This is a genomic window from Kosakonia sp. BYX6 (assembly GCF_038449125.1).
GTDB classification, from domain to species: Bacteria; Pseudomonadota; Gammaproteobacteria; order Enterobacterales; family Enterobacteriaceae; genus Kosakonia; species Kosakonia calanthes.
This window is the reverse complement of record NZ_CP151800.1, coordinates 1,089,169-1,106,113: the sequence shown is the minus strand read 5'-3', so window position 1 is coordinate 1,106,113 and position 16,945 is coordinate 1,089,169. Positions and strand designations below refer to the sequence as shown.

The 16,945-nt window shown below is 55.9% G+C and carries 17 protein-coding genes and 4 tRNA genes; 7 read left to right on the top strand and 14 right to left on the bottom strand.

From position 1 onward, the window contains the following. Window positions 1-50: 50 nt before the first annotated feature. The 13 genes from AAEY27_RS05210 to mltB form a co-directional block, all read right to left on the bottom strand. Window positions 51-127 (bottom strand) — tRNA-Arg (locus AAEY27_RS05210). A gap of 64 nt (window positions 128-191) precedes the next feature. Beyond that, a tRNA-Arg gene (locus AAEY27_RS05205) sits at window positions 192-268 on the bottom strand. A gap of 63 nt (window positions 269-331) precedes the next feature. Next, window positions 332-408: transfer RNA gene (locus AAEY27_RS05200), tRNA-Arg, on the bottom strand. Between the two features lie 4 nt (window positions 409-412). Continuing rightward, a tRNA-Ser gene (locus tag AAEY27_RS05195) sits at window positions 413-505 on the bottom strand. Window positions 506-842: 337 nt separating this feature from the next. Beyond that, a complete protein-coding gene (csrA, locus tag AAEY27_RS05190; protein WP_007370562.1) occupies window positions 843-1,028 on the bottom strand; it encodes a carbon storage regulator CsrA in 186 nt (61 codons plus the stop codon). Window positions 1,029-1,267: 239 nt separating this feature from the next. Beyond that, window positions 1,268-3,898, bottom strand: coding sequence for an alanine--tRNA ligase (gene alaS, locus AAEY27_RS05185; protein ID WP_342323845.1), 2,631 nt, complete (start codon window positions 3,896-3,898; stop codon window positions 1,268-1,270). A gap of 130 nt (window positions 3,899-4,028) precedes the next feature. Then, entirely contained in the window at window positions 4,029-4,529 is a 501-nt protein-coding gene (gene recX / locus AAEY27_RS05180) for a recombination regulator RecX (protein WP_342323844.1), read from the bottom strand. A 68-nt stretch (window positions 4,530-4,597) separates the two neighbouring features. Beyond that, a complete protein-coding gene (gene recA, locus AAEY27_RS05175; RefSeq protein ID WP_342323843.1) occupies window positions 4,598-5,662 on the bottom strand; it encodes a recombinase RecA in 1,065 nt (354 codons plus the stop codon). A 90-nt stretch (window positions 5,663-5,752) separates the two neighbouring features. After that, the gene (gene pncC / locus AAEY27_RS05170) at window positions 5,753-6,250 is read right to left on the bottom strand and encodes a nicotinamide-nucleotide amidase (RefSeq protein ID WP_342323842.1); all 498 of its coding nucleotides are present in this window, start codon (window positions 6,248-6,250) and stop codon (window positions 5,753-5,755) included. A gap of 149 nt (window positions 6,251-6,399) precedes the next feature. Beyond that, complete coding sequence (locus AAEY27_RS05165) at window positions 6,400-7,278, bottom strand: metal ABC transporter substrate-binding protein (RefSeq protein WP_342325467.1); 879 nt, start codon at window positions 7,276-7,278, stop codon at window positions 6,400-6,402. A 12-nt stretch (window positions 7,279-7,290) separates the two neighbouring features. Next, window positions 7,291-8,154: a metal ABC transporter permease gene (locus AAEY27_RS05160; RefSeq protein ID WP_342323841.1), complete on the bottom strand. Its 864-nt coding sequence runs from the start codon at window positions 8,152-8,154 to the stop codon at window positions 7,291-7,293. Then, a complete protein-coding gene (locus tag AAEY27_RS05155) occupies window positions 8,151-8,819 on the bottom strand; it encodes a metal ABC transporter ATP-binding protein (RefSeq protein ID WP_342323840.1) in 669 nt (222 codons plus the stop codon). Before AAEY27_RS05155 ends, AAEY27_RS05160 begins: the two co-directional genes overlap by 4 nt. Before the next feature lie 224 nt (window positions 8,820-9,043). After that, window positions 9,044-10,132, bottom strand: coding sequence for a lytic murein transglycosylase B (mltB, locus tag AAEY27_RS05150; protein WP_342323839.1), 1,089 nt, complete (start codon window positions 10,130-10,132; stop codon window positions 9,044-9,046). Between the two features lie 272 nt (window positions 10,133-10,404). Between mltB and srlA the strand changes: the two genes are divergently transcribed. The 7 genes from srlA (at window position 10,405) to gutQ (ending at window position 15,380) form a co-directional block, all read left to right on the top strand. Then, complete coding sequence (srlA, locus tag AAEY27_RS05145; RefSeq protein WP_342323838.1) at window positions 10,405-10,965, top strand: PTS glucitol/sorbitol transporter subunit IIC; 561 nt, start codon at window positions 10,405-10,407, stop codon at window positions 10,963-10,965. After that, complete coding sequence (gene srlE, locus AAEY27_RS05140) at window positions 10,962-11,921, top strand: PTS glucitol/sorbitol transporter subunit IIB (protein WP_342323837.1); 960 nt, start codon at window positions 10,962-10,964, stop codon at window positions 11,919-11,921. The genes srlA and srlE overlap by 4 nt, the downstream gene beginning before the upstream one ends. 11 nt (window positions 11,922-11,932) lie before the next feature. Further along, a complete protein-coding gene (gene srlB / locus AAEY27_RS05135) occupies window positions 11,933-12,295 on the top strand; it encodes a PTS glucitol/sorbitol transporter subunit IIA (RefSeq protein ID WP_342323836.1) in 363 nt (120 codons plus the stop codon). 17 nt (window positions 12,296-12,312) lie between these two features. Next, window positions 12,313-13,092: a sorbitol-6-phosphate dehydrogenase gene (gene srlD, locus AAEY27_RS05130; RefSeq protein WP_342323835.1), complete on the top strand. Its 780-nt coding sequence runs from the start codon at window positions 12,313-12,315 to the stop codon at window positions 13,090-13,092. Between the two features lie 129 nt (window positions 13,093-13,221). After that, a complete protein-coding gene (gene gutM / locus AAEY27_RS05125; protein ID WP_342323834.1) occupies window positions 13,222-13,581 on the top strand; it encodes a transcriptional regulator GutM in 360 nt (119 codons plus the stop codon). Window positions 13,582-13,648: 67 nt separating this feature from the next. After that, window positions 13,649-14,422: a glucitol operon DNA-binding transcriptional repressor SrlR gene (srlR, locus tag AAEY27_RS05120; protein ID WP_342323833.1), complete on the top strand. Its 774-nt coding sequence runs from the start codon at window positions 13,649-13,651 to the stop codon at window positions 14,420-14,422. Next, window positions 14,415-15,380, top strand: coding sequence for an arabinose-5-phosphate isomerase GutQ (gutQ, locus tag AAEY27_RS05115; protein WP_342323832.1), 966 nt, complete (start codon window positions 14,415-14,417; stop codon window positions 15,378-15,380). The genes srlR and gutQ overlap by 8 nt, the downstream gene beginning before the upstream one ends. On the opposite strand, the gene norR is transcribed toward gutQ, so the two are convergent. Continuing rightward, window positions 15,377-16,891, bottom strand: a complete 1,515-nt coding sequence (gene norR / locus AAEY27_RS05110; protein WP_342323831.1) for a nitric oxide reductase transcriptional regulator NorR — start codon at window positions 16,889-16,891, stop codon at window positions 15,377-15,379. The genes gutQ and norR overlap by 4 nt on opposite strands. Window positions 16,892-16,945 lie beyond the last annotated feature (54 nt).

The following is a 16,945-nucleotide window of genomic DNA, read 5'->3' as shown; positions in this document are numbered from 1 at the left end:
TTGTGCTTTGTTGGGAGGAATTTCGCAGAATATGGGGGACTTACAGAAGATGGTGCATCCGGGAGGATTCGAACCTCCGACCGCTCGGTTCGTAGCCGAGTACTCTATCCAGCTGAGCTACGGATGCATCGGGGAAACTTAATTTACAACGCAGATTCAGTGTTGCATTACATGCGAGACACTGAGCAAGATGGTGCATCCGGGAGGATTCGAACCTCCGACCGCTCGGTTCGTAGCCGAGTACTCTATCCAGCTGAGCTACGGATGCATCGGGAAAACTTGCTTTACAACGCTGATTCAGTGCTGCGTTACCTCGCCACACTGAGCAAGATGGTGCATCCGGGAGGATTCGAACCTCCGACCGCTCGGTTCGTAGCCGAGTACTCTATCCAGCTGAGCTACGGATGCAAAATGGCGGTGAGGCGGGGATTCGAACCCCGGATGCAGCTTTTGACCGCATACTCCCTTAGCAGGGGAGCGCCTTCAGCCTCTCGGCCACCTCACCACACGCCTCTTACGAGTGCTTCGAAGAACTTGTTGAGAGCTCATCGTCGCTGCGTGGCGCACATATTACTTTCTGGGACTTATAAGTCAAACAATTTTTCCCACCCCTGAATCGTTTGCACACTTCGCAGACAATTAGCCTGCAAAAAGGCCAAAAAGGATGTTTTATCAGCAGAATTTCCGCCGCTACGTTGGCAAAAAACACGAAGCTGAGGGCGACAAAAGCGCAGTCGTAGAGAAAGAAATACAGTGAATTTGAAATAAAAAGGAAACGTGCGCGAGGGAGAATCTGGAGGTGTGGTTGCGTCTCGCCGGACAGCCGCGAGACGCATAATGCATTAGTAATTGGACTGCTGGGATTTCTCAGCCTGGATACGCTGGTAGATCTCTTCACGGTGAACCGACACTTCTTTAGGGGCGTTTACGCCAATGCGTACCTGATTACCCTTCACCCCTAATACAGTCACAGTGACCTCATCCCCAATCATGAGGGTTTCACCAACTCGACGAGTCAGAATCAGCATTCTTTGCTCCTTGAAAGATTAAAAGAGTCGGGTCTCTCTGTATCCCGGCATTATCCGTCATACAACGCCAAAAAGTAAGCGATGACAAACTCGTAAAGTGTAAGCAGTCACGGCATTACATTCTGCTAGACGTAAGTTTAGCCGATATACACAACTTCAACCTGACTTTCTCGTTATCAATAGCGTAGTGGCAACAAGGCCATAACCGCAAGGTTATGGCCTGTGCATTCGCTTTGTAATTATGACAGTTTAGCGCTTACCCAATCTTTAACACTGGCGAGAGCCGCAGGAAGCGCGGCCGCATCCGTACCACCGGCTTGAGCCATATCCGGGCGTCCACCACCTTTGCCCCCAACTTGCTGGGCGACCATTCCTACCAGTTCCCCTGCTTTAACACGGTCAGTCACATCCTTTGAGACGCCCGCGATCAGAGAAACTTTTCCTTCCACTACAGTGGCAAGAACGATAACCGAAGCGCCGAGTTGGTTCTTCAGGTCGTCCACCATGGTACGCAACATCTTCGGCTCGACGTCTGCCAGTTCGCTAACCAACAGTTTCACGCCATTTATTTCGATAGCGTTACCGGACAGGTTTGCGCTTTCTTGCGCTGCCGCCTGCGCTTTAAGCTGCTGCAACTCTTTTTCCAGCTGACGAGTACGCTCAATAACGCTACGTACTTTGTCGCCGAGGTTCTGGCTGTCGCCTTTCAGCAACTGAGCAATATCGTGCAACTGATCGTTTTGCGCATGCAGGCTGGCAATTGCGCCTTCACCGGTAATCGCTTCGATACGGCGAACACCTGCCGCCGTGCCGGATTCAGACACAATGCGGAACAGGCCGATATCACCGGTACGCGAGGCATGCGTACCGCCGCACAGTTCCGTCGAGAAATCGCCCATGCTCAAAACACGCACGCGGTCGTCATATTTCTCGCCAAACAGCGCCATTGCGCCGTTCGCTTTTGCCGCTTCCAGATCCATGATGTTGGTTTCGATCGGCAGGTTACGGCGAATTTGCGCGTTAACCAGATCTTCCACCGCGCGGATTTCCGACGGTTTCATGGCTTCGAAATGAGAGAAGTCAAAACGCAGCGCCTTGTCGTTCACCAGAGAGCCTTTCTGCGCCACGTGCGTACCGAGCACACTACGCAGCGCAGCATGCATCAGATGCGTTGCTGAATGGTTCAGGCGAATACGAGCGCGACGCGCTTCGTCGACTTCTGCTTTCACGCCATCGCCGACTTTCAGCGAACCGGTGCTGAGCTTGCCGATATGACCAATTGCCTGGCCATATTTCTGCGTATCTTGCACGGCAAAGGTAAACCCGTTACCTTTCAGTTCGCCTTTGTCGCCAACCTGGCCGCCCGATTCAGCATAGAACGGCGTTTCGTCGAGAACGACAACCGCGTCCTGGCCCGCTGCAATCGCGTTAACCGGTTTGCCATCAACAAACAGTGCGGTCACTTTGCCATTCAGTTCAAGGTGGTCATAACCTTTGAATTCAGACGCACCGTCAACGCGGATCATCGCGTTGTAGTCTGCGCCAAAACCGCTGGATTCGCGCGCGCGACGGCGCTGCTCTTCCATGGCGGCTTCGAAGCCCACTTCGTCAACTTTCAGATTGCGCTCGCGGCAAACGTCAGCGGTCAGATCCACCGGGAAACCGTAAGTGTCATACAGGCGGAAAGCGGTTTCGCCATCCAGCGTATCGCCTTTCAATTTTGCCAGTTCTTCGTCCAACAGCGCCAAACCGCGCTCCAGCGTACGGGCAAACTGCTCTTCTTCAGTTTTCAGAACCTGTTCAACCTGCGCCTGTTGGCGTTGCAGATCTTCACCTGCTGAGCCCATCACGTCGATCAGCGGCCCAACCAGCTTATAAAAGAAGGTGTCCTTCGCGCCCAGCATATTGCCGTGACGGATAGCGCGACGAATAATGCGACGCAGCACATAGCCACGGTTTTCGTTCGACGGGATCACGCCATCAGCAATCAGGAATGCGCAAGAACGGATGTGGTCAGCGATAACGCGCAGAGATTTGTTACTCAAATCTGTCGCGCCAGTCACCTTCGCCACTGCCTGAATCAGCTTAGTGAACAGGTCGATTTCGTAGTTAGAGTTCACATGTTGCAGCACAGCCGCAACACGTTCCAGGCCCATGCCGGTATCAACGGACGGCTTCGGCAGCGGCTCCATTGTGCCATCGGCCTGGCGGTTGAACTGCATAAAGACGATATTCCAGATTTCGATATAGCGATCGCCGTCTTCTTCCGGGCTACCCGGCGGGCCGCCCCAGATATGATCGCCATGATCGTAGAAAATCTCGGTGCACGGGCCGCACGGACCGGTGTCACCCATCTGCCAGAAGTTGTCAGACGCATAGGCCGCGCCTTTGTTATCACCAATGCGGATAATACGCTCGCGCGGGATACCAACTTCTTTTTCCCAAATTTCGTAGGCTTCGTCGTCTGTTTCGTACACCGTCACCCACAGGCGTTCTTTCGGCAGGTTGAACCAGTTTTCGCCGGTCAGCAGTTCCCATGCGTACTGGATAGCATCATGTTTGAAGTAGTCGCCGAAGCTAAAGTTGCCCAGCATTTCAAAGAAGGTGTGATGACGTGCGGTGTAGCCGACGTTTTCCAGGTCGTTGTGTTTACCACCGGCACGAACGCAACGCTGTGCAGTAGTAGCGCGGGAATAATTACGCTTGTCGAGCCCAAGGAACACATCCTTGAACTGATTCATCCCGGCGTTGGTAAACAGCAGAGTCGGGTCGTTATTCGGTACCAGGGAGCTGCTGGCAACTACCTGATGTCCCTTGCTATGGAAAAAATCGAGAAACGCCTGACGGATCTCAGCGGTGCTCTTGCTCATAATTATCCTGAAATCAAGCTAACGAAATGTGGTAACAGGCCGCCGCCATTGCATGACAAACGCACCAGCTACTGGAAAAAGTGGGAATAAGATAAGTTTTCTTTAGTGCGAAGTAAAATCCCGTATGCGCTCAGTCTACAAAATTCCGCCATATTTCCTGAATATCTTCCTGCATAAAGCCGCGATAGAGCAAAAAGCGCTGCACTTTGACTTTCGCTGCAAACTCAGTCGGTAGCGGTTCACCATACTTCCGTAGCGCCTGTTCACGGGCATTCGCAACCCAGTCGATATCGCATTCGCGCATCGCACTTTCGCTGATGTCACGGCCAATACCTTTTTGATTCAGCTCCTGGCGGATACGAGCTGGGCCATAGCCTTTGCGCGCGCGGCTGGCGATAAACTGGCGGACAAAACGTGCATCGTCGAGAAAGTTATGCTCCAGGCACCATTCCACTACCTGATCGATCTCTTCCGGCGTGACGTCAATCTCCTCCAGGCCGTTTTTACTCATGACCGGCGCGGTCAGCTTACGACGAAACTCTTTTTCGCTGTGGTCGCGCATCGCCAGGATACGCATTGCTCGATCGCGTAAGCGGGCAACCGCAGAACGGCGAGAAGTGTTATCGGACATGGCAAATCCTGTGGCCATAGAAAAACAAAAAGGGCTGCATCAGCAGCCCTTGATTACGGTTTACGTTATCAGAAATCTTCGTTGGTTTCTTCAACGTCCGCGCCATTGCCATCAACCGTAAATTCCGCTGCGGAATTCTGGTTGCTGAGCAGGATTTCGCGCAGTTTTTTCTCGATTTCTTTCGCTGCCGCCGGGTTCTCTTTCAGCCAGGACGTGGCATTCGCTTTACCCTGGCCGATTTTGTCGCCGTTGTAGCTATACCAGGCACCAGCTTTTTCGATCAGCTTCTCTTTCACGCCAAGATCGACCAGCTCGCCGTGGAAGTTGATGCCTTCACCGTAGAGAATCTGGAATTCAGCCTGTTTGAACGGCGCCGCGATTTTGTTTTTCACCACTTTCACGCGGGTTTCGCTGCCGACCACGTTATCACCCTCTTTCACCGCGCCGATACGGCGGATATCCAGACGTACCGAAGCGTAGAATTTCAGCGCGTTACCACCGGTGGTGGTTTCCGGGTTACCGAACATCACACCGATTTTCATACGGATCTGGTTGATGAAGATAAGCAGCGTGTTGGACTGTTTCAGGTTACCGGCCAATTTACGCATCGCCTGGCTCATCATACGCGCCGCGAGGCCCATGTGAGAGTCGCCGATTTCGCCTTCGATTTCTGCTTTCGGCGTCAGTGCCGCAACGGAGTCGACAACCAGCACGTCAACCGCGCCGGAACGCGCCAGCGCATCACAGATTTCCAGCGCCTGCTCACCGGTGTCCGGCTGGGAACACAGCAGGTTGTCGATATCAACACCCAACTTACGCGCATAAACAGGGTCCAGCGCATGTTCCGCATCGATAAACGCACAGGTTTTACCTTCGCGCTGCGCAGCAGCAATGACTTGCAGAGTCAGCGTGGTTTTACCGGAAGATTCAGGTCCGTAGATTTCGACGATACGGCCCATTGGCAGACCGCCCGCGCCCAGCGCGATGTCCAGAGAGAGTGAGCCGGTAGAAATGGTTTCCACATCCATGGAGCGGTCTTCACCCAGACGCATGATGGAGCCTTTACCGAATTGCTTTTCGATCTGACCCAGTGCAGCTGCAAGCGCCTTTTGTTTGTTTTCGTCGATAGCCATGATTACTCCTGTCATGCAGAGTGAAGCGCATTACGCCCCGTGGTGAATAACTGTTCTGTTGCCGCGATTATACTGTATGGTCATACAGTATCAAGTATTTTGTAGAAAATGTTGCCACAGGGTTTGTAGCGCATAAGCCGTTGCCTGTCTGCGCACCGCTTCGCGGTCGCCCTGGAAGCATTCACGCCGTGTGATCCCTTCCCCACTGGCGCTGGCAATGCCGAACCAGACGGTGCCAACCGGTTTGCTTTCACTGCCACCATCCGGCCCGGCGATGCCGCTGATCGAAATGGCATAGTCGGCGCGCGCCGCTTTCAATGCGCCAATCGCCATTTCCACGACCACCGGTTCGCTCACTGCGCCATGCGCGTCGAGCGTTGCCGTCTGGACACCAATCATCTGCGCTTTTGCTTCATTACTGTAGGTAACAAACCCGCGTTCGAACCAGGCGGAACTGCCCGCAATATCGGTGATCACTTTGGCAACCCAGCCGCCTGTGCAGGATTCAGCTGTCGTCAGCGTCGCACCCCGCGCTTTCAGCGCCAGCCCGATGCGTTCACTTAGTTGCATTAATTCACTGTCCGTCATGATGGCTCCCCCGCGTCCAAAAACCGTGGCGGAAAAGATACCACTTTCCGGGCAAATAGGGGGATGGGATAACGGATTTACGAGGAGGCTTCAGAAAAATTCGATTTTCGCCGGATGGCGTCATGCACATCCGGCAATAAATAGCGAAATTACTTCATGCTGTTAACAATGGTATCCACATTATGACGAAACGCTTTCTGGTAAGTATCCGCCACGCCGCCTTTCGCGCTCAGTGCTTCCGGGTAAAGCTCACCGCCCGGCTGTGCGCCGGTGGCGCTGGCAATCTGTTTGACCAGTCGTGGGTCCAGCTGGTTTTCTATAAACCACACTTTCACGCCGTCAGCTTTAATTTGCTTAATCAGCTCAGCCACCTGCGCCGCGCTGGCTTCGCTCTCTGAAGAGAGCCCTTGCGGAGCCATAAATTCGACGCCATACGCACGGGCGAAATAGCCAAACGCATCGTGGCTGGTCAGCACTTTACGTTTTGCCTGAGGAACCGCGCTAAAGCGCTCTTTTGCCCAGCTATCAAGCTGTTTTAGCTGCGCAATATAACGCTGGCCAGACGCATTCAGCGCCGCGTCGTCCGCCGGATCGGCTTTCACCAGCGCAGTGAGAATGTTTTGCGCATATAACGCACCGTTGGCAGCGCTGTTCCAGGCGTGCGGGTCGGTCACCGTCGCACCGTCTTCTTCCAGCGTATGCGTTGCCACACCGTTGGAAGCCACCACTATCTGGCCTTTAAAACCGGACGCTTTCACCAGCCTGTCCAGCCAACCTTCCAGCCCCAGGCCATTAACCACCACCACATCGGCTTTGTTAAGCAACGCGCTGTCTTTCGCCGACGGCTCGAAAGTATGCGGGTCGCCATCCGGCCCCACCAGCGTGGTGACCTTGACATGATCGCCGCCGACCTGAGTTGCGATATCCCCCACAATCGAAAAACTGGCGACCACATTAATTGTTTTTGCCATCGCGCCGTGCGCCACCAAACCCAGCGCGAGCGCCAGAATCACCCCTGTACGTTTCATCATTTCCCCTTGCTAATTGAAAAGTGCGCGCAGGCTGTGTGCCAGTCCGCTACGCGTGCCGAAAAAAATGGAAAAAAAGAAGATCAGGCTGGCGGTCAGCACAATCGCCGGACCGGCAGGCAAACCCGCCATCCACGACAGGCTCAGCCCCAGCCAGGCGCACAGCGCGCCAATACCAGCCGCTAACAGCAATAAACCCGGTAATGTTCGCGCCCAGCAGCGCGCTGCCACGGCAGGCAGCATCATTACACCCACCGCCATCAATGTGCCGAGCACCTGGAACCCGGCCACCAGGTTGAGCACCAGCAGTGCCAGAAACAGCCCGTGCAGCAAGCCAGGCAAGCGCGGGGCATTAACCTGTAAAAACGCGCTGTCGAAGGCTTCGCTAACTAACCCGCGATAGCACAACGCCAGCACAATCAGCGTCAAACTGGCGACACCGGCAACAAACAGCGCAGCTTCGCGATCCACGGCCAGAATCGAGCCAAACAAAAGATGCAGCAGGTCAACACTGGAGCCACGCAACGACACCAGCGTGACGCCGAGCGCCAGCGAACCAAGATAGAAACCGGCAAAGCTGGCGTCTTCTTTGAGCGGTGTGCGACGGCTTACCCATCCCGCCACCAGCGCGACGCTTATCCCGGCAATAAACCCGCCGATGCTCATCGCCAGCAGCGACATGCCGCTCAGCAGGTAACCCACCGCCACGCCGGGCAGAATGGCGTGTGACAAAGCATCGCCCATCAGGCTCATGCGCCGCAGCAGCAAAAAGACGCCTAATGCCGTGGTGCTGATAGAGAGCGCGAGGCACACCACCAGCGCACGCCGCATAAAACCAAATTCGATAAACGGCTGGAAAAAGAGATGCCAGATCATGCGTGACACTTCTCCCTTACCTGTTGCTCCGTCGCGCCCCAATGCGCCACATTTTCGCCAAGGCGCAGGGTTTGTGGGAAATAGCGCGTTACCCGTTCGCTGTCGTGGAGCACCGCCAGCAGGGTTTGCCCCGCGCGGTGCATATCGACAATTTGCTCCATCAAGATTTGCGACGTGATTTCGTCAATGCCGGTAAAAGGTTCGTCGAGCATGACCAGTGGCGCGTTTTGCACCCAGACACGGGCGAACAACATGCGCTGAAATTGCCCGCCAGAAAGAGTGTCGATCGTCTCACGCGCCATAGCCGTCAACCCGACGCGCTCCAGCCCTTGCGCCACGCGTTTGCGGGCGTCGCGATTCAGGCCGCGAAACAATGAAACGCGCGGCCAGCAGCCCATGCTCACCACTTCTTGTACCGTCACCGGGAATTGCGATTCCAGCGCATGGCGTTGCGCCAGCCAACCGATTGTGGGTCGCGCCGGTTGCCAGTGCAGCACGCCGCTGACCGGCAGTAAAAATCCTGCCAGCGTTTTTAACAGTGTCGATTTTCCGCAGCCGTTCGCGCCGACAATCGCCGTCATGCTGCCGCGTTCCAGCGTGCCGCACAGCGCAGGCGTGATTGCCAGTCGGCCATAGCCCGCCACTAAATGGTCAAGTTCAATCATGGCAGCGCGACCGCCCAGCCAGTCAGTAGCCAAAGCACCAGCAATAGCCCCACAGCCAATAACAGGCGGGTGATGCCAGAAAGGGAAAACAGTGTTAGCGGAATCATTCACTCACTCCATATGTTATAACGTAACAATAAATGGTAGTGATAATGATGTAAACGGGAATACGTAACGGGAGTACGTCGAAATGTTTCAGTCCCCTCCCGCAGGAGGGGAAAGCATTATTGAATGTTGATGCGCGCCAGCGAAACCGCCTGGCCAAGCTGCCAGACCGCCATTGCGTAGTGCGTGCTGTGGTTGTAACGGGTGATGGTGTAGAAGTTCGGCAAGCCATACCAGTATTCATAACCGGTGCCGACATCAAGGCGCAGCAAGCTCGCCTGCTGATGATCGCCCAGCGGCTGCTGCGGTGTTAAGCCCGCGGCCGCCAGCTGTCCAACGCTGTAGTTGGTTTTAAAACCGTTTTCCAGGCCCGGTGCCTGGCCGTTAGCTGGCACAGCAACCAGGTCGCCTTTCACCCAGCCATGCTGTTTGAAGTAATTCGCCACGCTGCCAATCGCATCAACCGGGTCCCACAGATTGATGTGCCCGTCGCCGTTGAAATCTACCGCATATTGCTTATAGGACGACGGCATAAATTGACCGTACCCCATCGCACCGGCGAAAGAACCTTTCAGTTCGAGCGGATCGTCACTCTCATCACGCGCCATCAGCAAGAAGGTTTCCAGCTCGCTGGCGAAATAGTCCGCACGGCGCGGGTAAGCAAAGGCCAGCGTCGCCAGCCCATCGAGAATGCGGGTTTTACCCATCACGCGGCCCCAACGGGTTTCCACACCGATAATGCCGACAATAATTTCTGGCGGTACGCCGTACACCATCCAGGCACGGTCAAGGGCATCCTGATATTGGTTCCAGAACGCCACACCGTTTTGCACGTTATCTGGCGTGATGAACTGTTTGCGATAACGCAGCCAGGCGCCGTTTGGCCCAGTCGGCCCCGTGGTTGTCGGTGCCTGTCTATCCATCAGGCGCAGCACGTAATCCAGACGTTTGGCCTGCGAGAGAATTTCATGCAGTTGCTGACGATCAAAGCCGTGCTTGCTCACCATCGCGTCAATAAACCGCTCCGCCGCCGGGTTATTGGCGAAGTCGCCACCGCTCATCACCACATTGTGCTGTGGCTCCAGGAGAAAACCGCCGGACGGCGCGGGCGACACGGTCTGCGGGGCTTCAGCAAGCGGGGGTTTACTGCTACAGGAACAGAGCACAACAAACGCAGGCAGCAACGCTGCGTAACAACGCTTCAACATGGGACATCCATTTAAACGAATTCAGCCAGGAGCAAGTATGGTAAAGCATCTGGCTATCGACAAGGAAGCGCTGCAACACCTGCGTACTCACTCGCACTTCACTTTTCTTCGTTTCATTTATCGCTCATTTGAATTCGTACGCCCTCGCAAAATCTTTCAAAGTGATCATTTTATCTTTCATAATGAGATCCAAATAACACATTTAGACCTTTCATAATGATTATGATAGCGCACGGTTAAACAACAAAACGACACCCCTACAGGAGAGAACAATGGAAACCATTACGCATGGTGCCGAGTGGTTCATCGGGCTGTTTCAGAAAGGCGGCGAAGTCTTTACCGGCATGGTGACCGGTATTCTGCCGCTGCTGATAAGCCTGCTGGTCATCATGAATGCGCTGATTAATTTTATTGGCCAACACCGGATCGAAAAATTTGCCCAGCGCTGTGCGGGCAACCCGATTGCCCGTTATTTGCTGCTGCCATGCATCGGCACTTTTGTATTTTGTAACCCGATGACGCTGAGCCTCGGGCGCTTTATGCCAGAGAAGTACAAACCCAGTTACTACGCAGCGGCGTCATACAGTTGCCACTCCATGAACGGCCTGTTTCCGCACATTAATCCCGGCGAGCTGTTCGTCTACCTCGGCATTGCCAATGGCCTGACGACGCTTGGTCTACCCCTCGGCCCGCTGGCGGTGAGCTATCTGCTGGTCGGTCTGGTGACCAACTTCTTCCGCGGCTGGATAACCGACCTGACCACCGCGATCTTCGAGAAGAAAATGGGGATTCAACTTGCACAGAGTGTTCAACTCGCCGGAGCAACATCATGAGCCGTATCGTTATTGAAAAAGGCACCGGCGGCTGGGGCGGCCCGCTGGAACTCGACGCCAGCGTTGAGAAAAAAATCGTCTATATCACCGCCGGAACCCGCCCGACCATTGTCGACAAACTGGCGCAACTGACCGGCTGGCAGGCGGTGGACGGCTTCAAAGAGGGCGAGCCGCCAGAAGCGGAGATCGGTGTGGCAATTATTGACTGTGGCGGCACGCTGCGCTGCGGCATCTACCCGAAACGCCGCATTCCCACGGTGAACATTCACGCGACGGGTAAATCCGGGCCGCTGGCGCAGTACATCGTCGAAGATATCTATGTCTCGGGTGTTAAAGAGGAAAATATCTACCGCCAGGGCGAAGCTGCCCAGGCGGAACAGCCGCAGCAGCGAGATTACGACACCAGTAAAAAAATTACCGAACAGAGCGACGGGCTGCTGGCGAAAGTCGGCATGGGGATGGGCTCGGCGGTGGCAGTGCTGTTCCAGGCCGGGCGTGACACTATCGACACGGTATTGAAAACCATCCTGCCTTTTATGGCCTTCGTCTCGGCGCTGATCGGCATCATCATGGCCTCCGGTCTTGGCGATTGGATCGCCCACGGTCTTGCGCCGCTTGCCAGCCATCCGCTTGGGCTGGTGACGCTGGCACTGATCTGCTCTTTCCCCCTTCTGTCGCCGTTTCTCGGCCCTGGCGCGGTTATCGCGCAGGTGATTGGCGTGCTGATTGGCGTACAAATCGGCCAGGGGCATATTCCCCCGCACCTGGCCCTGCCCGCGCTGTTTGCTATTAACGCTCAGGCGGCCTGCGACTTTATTCCTGTTGGCCTGTCGCTGGCGGAAGCCCGCCAGGAGACAGTGCGCGTCGGCGTGCCTTCGGTGCTGGTCAGCCGCTTCTTAACCGGTGCGCCAACGGTGCTGATCGCCTGGTTTGTCTCCGGCTTCATTTATCAATAAGGGGGTGTCTTATGACTGTGATTTATCAAACCACCATTACCCGTATCGGTGAAAGCGCCCCGGACGCGCTCAGCGACAACATGCTGATTACTTTTCGTGAAGGCGCGCCAGCCGATGTCGCCGAGTTCTGTTTTATTCATAACCACGGCGCACTGAACGGTGCGCTGTTGCCGGGCGCGCAATTTGAGCTAGGCGAGAAGCACTACCCAGTGACCGCCGTCGGCGACGTTGCCGAACAGAATTTGCGCGAGTTGGGTCATATCACCCTGCGTTTCGACGGGCAAACGCAGGCGGAATATCCGGGAACGGTTCACGTCGCAGGCCCGGTGCCGGACGGTATCGCCCCCGGCTGCATTTTGAAATTTATCGCTTAAGTCGTAAGGAGAAGAGTATGAAACAGGTTGCCGTTGTCATTGGTGGAGGACAAACCCTTGGGGCGTTCCTTAGCCGTGGGCTTGCCGCAGAAGGTTACCGCGTGGCGGTAGTGGATATTCAGAGTGATAAAGCGGCCAATGTCGCGCAGGAGATCAATAGCGAGTTCGGTGAAGGAATGGCATACGGCTTCGGTGCCGATGCCACCAGTGAGCACAGCGTGCTGGCGCTGGCGCGCGGGGTCGATGAGATTTTTGGCCGCGCGGATTTACTGGTGTACAGCGCCGGGATCGCCAAAGCGGCGTTTATCAGCGACTTTGCGCTCGGCGATTTTGACCGCTCGTTGCAGGTGAATCTGGTGGGTTATTTCCTCTGCGCGCGCGAGTTCTCCAAACTGATGATTCGCGACGGCATTCAGGGGCGCATTATTCAGATCAACTCCAAATCCGGCAAAGTGGGCAGCAAACACAATTCCGGCTATAGCGCGGCGAAATTCGGCGGCGTTGGGCTGACCCAATCGCTGGCGCTGGATCTGGCGGAATACGGTATTACCGTTCACTCGCTGATGCTCGGCAACCTGTTGAAATCCCCAATGTTCCAGTCTCTTATTCCGCAGTACGCCAGCAAGCTTGGCCTACCAGCAGACGAAGTGGAGCAATATTACATTGATAAAGTGCCGCTCAAACGCGGCTGTGATTACCAGGATGTGCTGAATGTGCTGATGTTTTACGCCAGCGCCAAAGCCTCCTATTGCACCGGCCAGTCGATCAATGTCACCGGCGGTCAGGTGATGTTCTGATGGCATCAATTGCCTGATGGCGCTTCGCTTATCAGGCCTACGCCAGGTCGCTAAAACAGCGCTGTACTCGTAGGCCGGATAAGGCGCCAGCCGCCATCCGGCAAGTTAACCAACATCAAGGAGACACCGATGGTTCCATCCCTGATAACCCTCGCCGTTATCGCCTGGCTCAGCCAGCTTGCCCTCGGCGGCTGGCAAATCCGCCGGTTCAACAAAGCGTTCGATGCGCTGTGCCAGCGCGGTCGCGTCGGCGTCGGGCGTTCCGGTGGGCGTTTCAAACCGCGCGTTGTGCTGGCGGTGGCATTCGATCAACAAGACCGCGTCAGCGACACATTACTGATGCGCGGCATCACGGTCTTTGCCCGTCCGGCAAAAATCGACCACTTAATAGGGATAAAAAGAGAGGAATTAGAGCCTGATGTGATCTTTCCCCATGATCCGGGTTGTCAGAATGCTCTATCATTGGCGCTTAAAATGAAACATGGATAATTTCGTTGTGAACGCTATTAGCTTGCGAAATTATCATTTTGCAACGTAACGCAGGATAACTTCGCCTATGAAACCACGTCAGCGTCAGGCGGCAATTCTTGAGCATCTGCAAAAGCAGGGAAAGTGTTCTGTTGAAGAGCTGGCACACTATTTCGACACCACAGGCACGACCATACGTAAAGATTTGGTTGCGCTGGAGCAGTCCGGCGCGGTGATCCGCACCTATGGCGGCGTGGTGCTCAACAAAGATGAGGCCGACCCGCCGATCGATCACAAAACGCTGATCAACACCGTACAGAAAGGATTGATTGCCGAAGCGGCGGTCAGTTACATCCACGACGGCGATTCCATTATCCTCGATGCGGGCAGTACGGTGCTGCAAATGGTGCCGTTGCTTAGCCACTTCAACAACATCACGGTGATGACCAACAGCCTGCATATCGTCAACGCTTTGTCGGAACTGGATAACGAACAAACTATTCTGATGCCCGGCGGCACCTTCCGTAAAAAATCCGCCTCCTTCCACGGTCAACTGGCGGAAAACGCCTTCGACCATTTCAGCTTTGACAAGCTGTTTATGGGCACCGACGGCATCGATCTGAATGCCGGCGTCACAACTTTCAATGAGGTCTTTACGGTCAGTAAAGCGATGTGCAACGCCGCGCGGGAAGTGATCCTGATGGCAGACTCGTCGAAATTTGGCCGCAAAAGCCCGAACGTCGTTTGTAGCCTGGAAAGTATCAATAAATTAATCACCGACGCGGGGATCCCGGCGGATGTCCGCGCTGCGCTGGAAGAAAAAGGGGTCGAAGTGATCATTGCCGGAGAACATCATGAGTGAGTCATTAATTAACGCCGGGCGACAAACCCTGCTGCTGGAATTGCAGGAAGCAAGCCGCCTGCCGGAACGCCTCGGCGAGGCCTTTGTTCGCGCCGCAGAAACAGTGCTGAACTGCAAAGGGAAAGTGATCGTCTCCGGCATCGGCAAATCCGGTCATATCGGCAAGAAGATCGCCGCCACCTTCGCCAGCACCGGCACGCCAGCCTTTTTTGTTCACCCGGCGGAAGCGCTGCACGGCGATCTCGGCATGATCGAAAGCCGCGATGTGATGCTCTTTATCTCCTATTCCGGGTCGGCAAAAGAGCTGGACCTGATCCTGCCGCGCCTTGAAGAGAAATCCATCGTGCTGCTGGCGATGACCGGGAAACCCCGCTCGCCGCTGGCGCTGGCTGCTCACGCGGTGCTGGATATCGCGGTCGAACGCGAAGCCTGCCCGATGTATCTGGCGCCGACCTCCAGCACCGTCAACACGCTGATGATGGGCGATGCGCTGGCGATGGCGGTTATGCAGGCACGCGGTTTTGATGAAGAAGATTTTGCCCGTTCGCACCCGGCGGGCGCGCTTGGCGCACGGCTGCTGAATAAAGTGTTCCACTTGATGCGCAAAGATGAACAGGTGCCGCAGGTGCAATTGACCACCAATGTGATGGACGCGATGCTGGAACTGAGCCGCACCGGTTTAGGTCTGGTGGCGGTGTGCGACAACGAACGCCACGTCAAAGGCGTGTTTACCGACGGTGATTTGCGCCGCTGGCTGGTGGCGGGCGGTGCGTTAACGGCGAGGGTGAGCGAGGCGATGACGCCAGCCGGCATCACACTGGAAGCCAACAGCCGCGCGGTCGACGCCAAAGAACGTTTGATGCAGCGCAAAATCGCCGCCGCGCCGGTGGTCAATGACGAGGGGCAACTGGTTGGCGCCATCAACCTGCAAGACTTTTACCAGGCCGGTATCCTTTAATCCTTCAACCCCAAGCGTTTCGCCAGCCGGTGCAGGTTGGCGACGTCCATTTCCAGCGCTCTGGCGCAGGGCGCCCATTTTCCGCCGTGCTCTTGCAGCGAGCGGGAAATAAACGCCCGCTGAAAGTCCTCTGTCGCATCACGCAAATTTTGCTCTGCGCCCGGCAGCGTGACCAACGGCGAAACCGCCGCGGGTTCATCGCTCAAGGCAAAATGACGCGCTTCCAGCACCACATCGTCATGGTTTCGCGTGCCGCGCGCCAGCACCACCGCGCGATGAATGGCATGTTCCAGCTCGCGCACATTTCCCGGCCAACCGTAGCTCAGCAGATGCGCCCGCGCACCGGGGCTTAACGCCACGCGGCCCAACCCCAGACGCAAACGGCACTGTTCACAGAAATAACCTGCCAGCAGCACCACATCTTCACCCCGCTCACGCAGCGGCGGCACCGTCAGCGGAAACACACTCAGGCGATGGTAAAGATCGGCGCGAAAACGCCCGGCCAGCACCTCTTCGCGCAGGTCGCGGTTCGTCGCCGCAAGTACGCGCACATCCACACGCAGGCTGCGGTCATCGCCCACGCGCTGAATATCGCCGTACTGCAACACACGCAGCAGTTTCGCCTGGAGCGACAAGGAAAGTTCGCCAATCTCATCGAGAAACAGCGTGCCGTTATCCGCCATCTCAAATTTTCCGCTACGGTTGCTGATAGCCCCGGTAAACGCCCCTTTCACATGGCCGAATAGTTCGCTTTCGGCGACGCTTTCCGGCAGTGCGGCACAGTTGAGATAGACCAGCGGATTGACCGCGCGCGGCGAACCTTCGTGGAGAGCCTTCGCCACCAACTCTTTGCCGGTGCCGGTCTCGCCGCTTATCAGCACGTTAAGATCGGACGGCGCGACAATATCAATCTCTTTTTTCAACTGTGTCATGCCCGCCGACAGGCCGATCATTTCGCTACGTGCCACCTGCTCAAAGGCCGCGGGCGCTCCGGGCAGCATATTCTGGCTCTCCAGTTGCTCAATCAGCAGCGCATTGTTCAGCGCGCCTGCCGCCAGCGCGGCAATCAGCCGCAACTCTTCATCGCTGAAGGTATCGAACTGATCCGGCGACATGCCATCAAGGGTCAGCGCGCCAATCAGGTTCTGCCCGGCAAACAGCGGCAACCCGACGCAGGCATGCACTTTCAGGCTCTCCTGGCCGGGGATCAGGCCATCGTAAGGATCGGGCAGCGAACTGTCGGCGGGAAAACGCACCACATCGCCCGCGCGGGCAATCGCTTCGAGTCGCGGGTGGCCTTCCAGGGTAAAGCGCCGCCCCAGCACATCCTGCGCCAGCCCGTCGATGGCCAGCGGAATAAACTGCCGCGCCTCGTAGCGCAGCAACGCCGACGCATCGCACTCCAGCACCTGGCGCAGAGTGGTGATCAGCCGCTGGAAACGGTCCGCGTGCCCAATGCCGCTTTGCAATTCAATGGCGATACCTGCCAGCACATTCAGCGAAAAACTCATGCTTACCTCACTGTCTTTTTGACAATGCATAATGTCATATTGACTGTATTTATC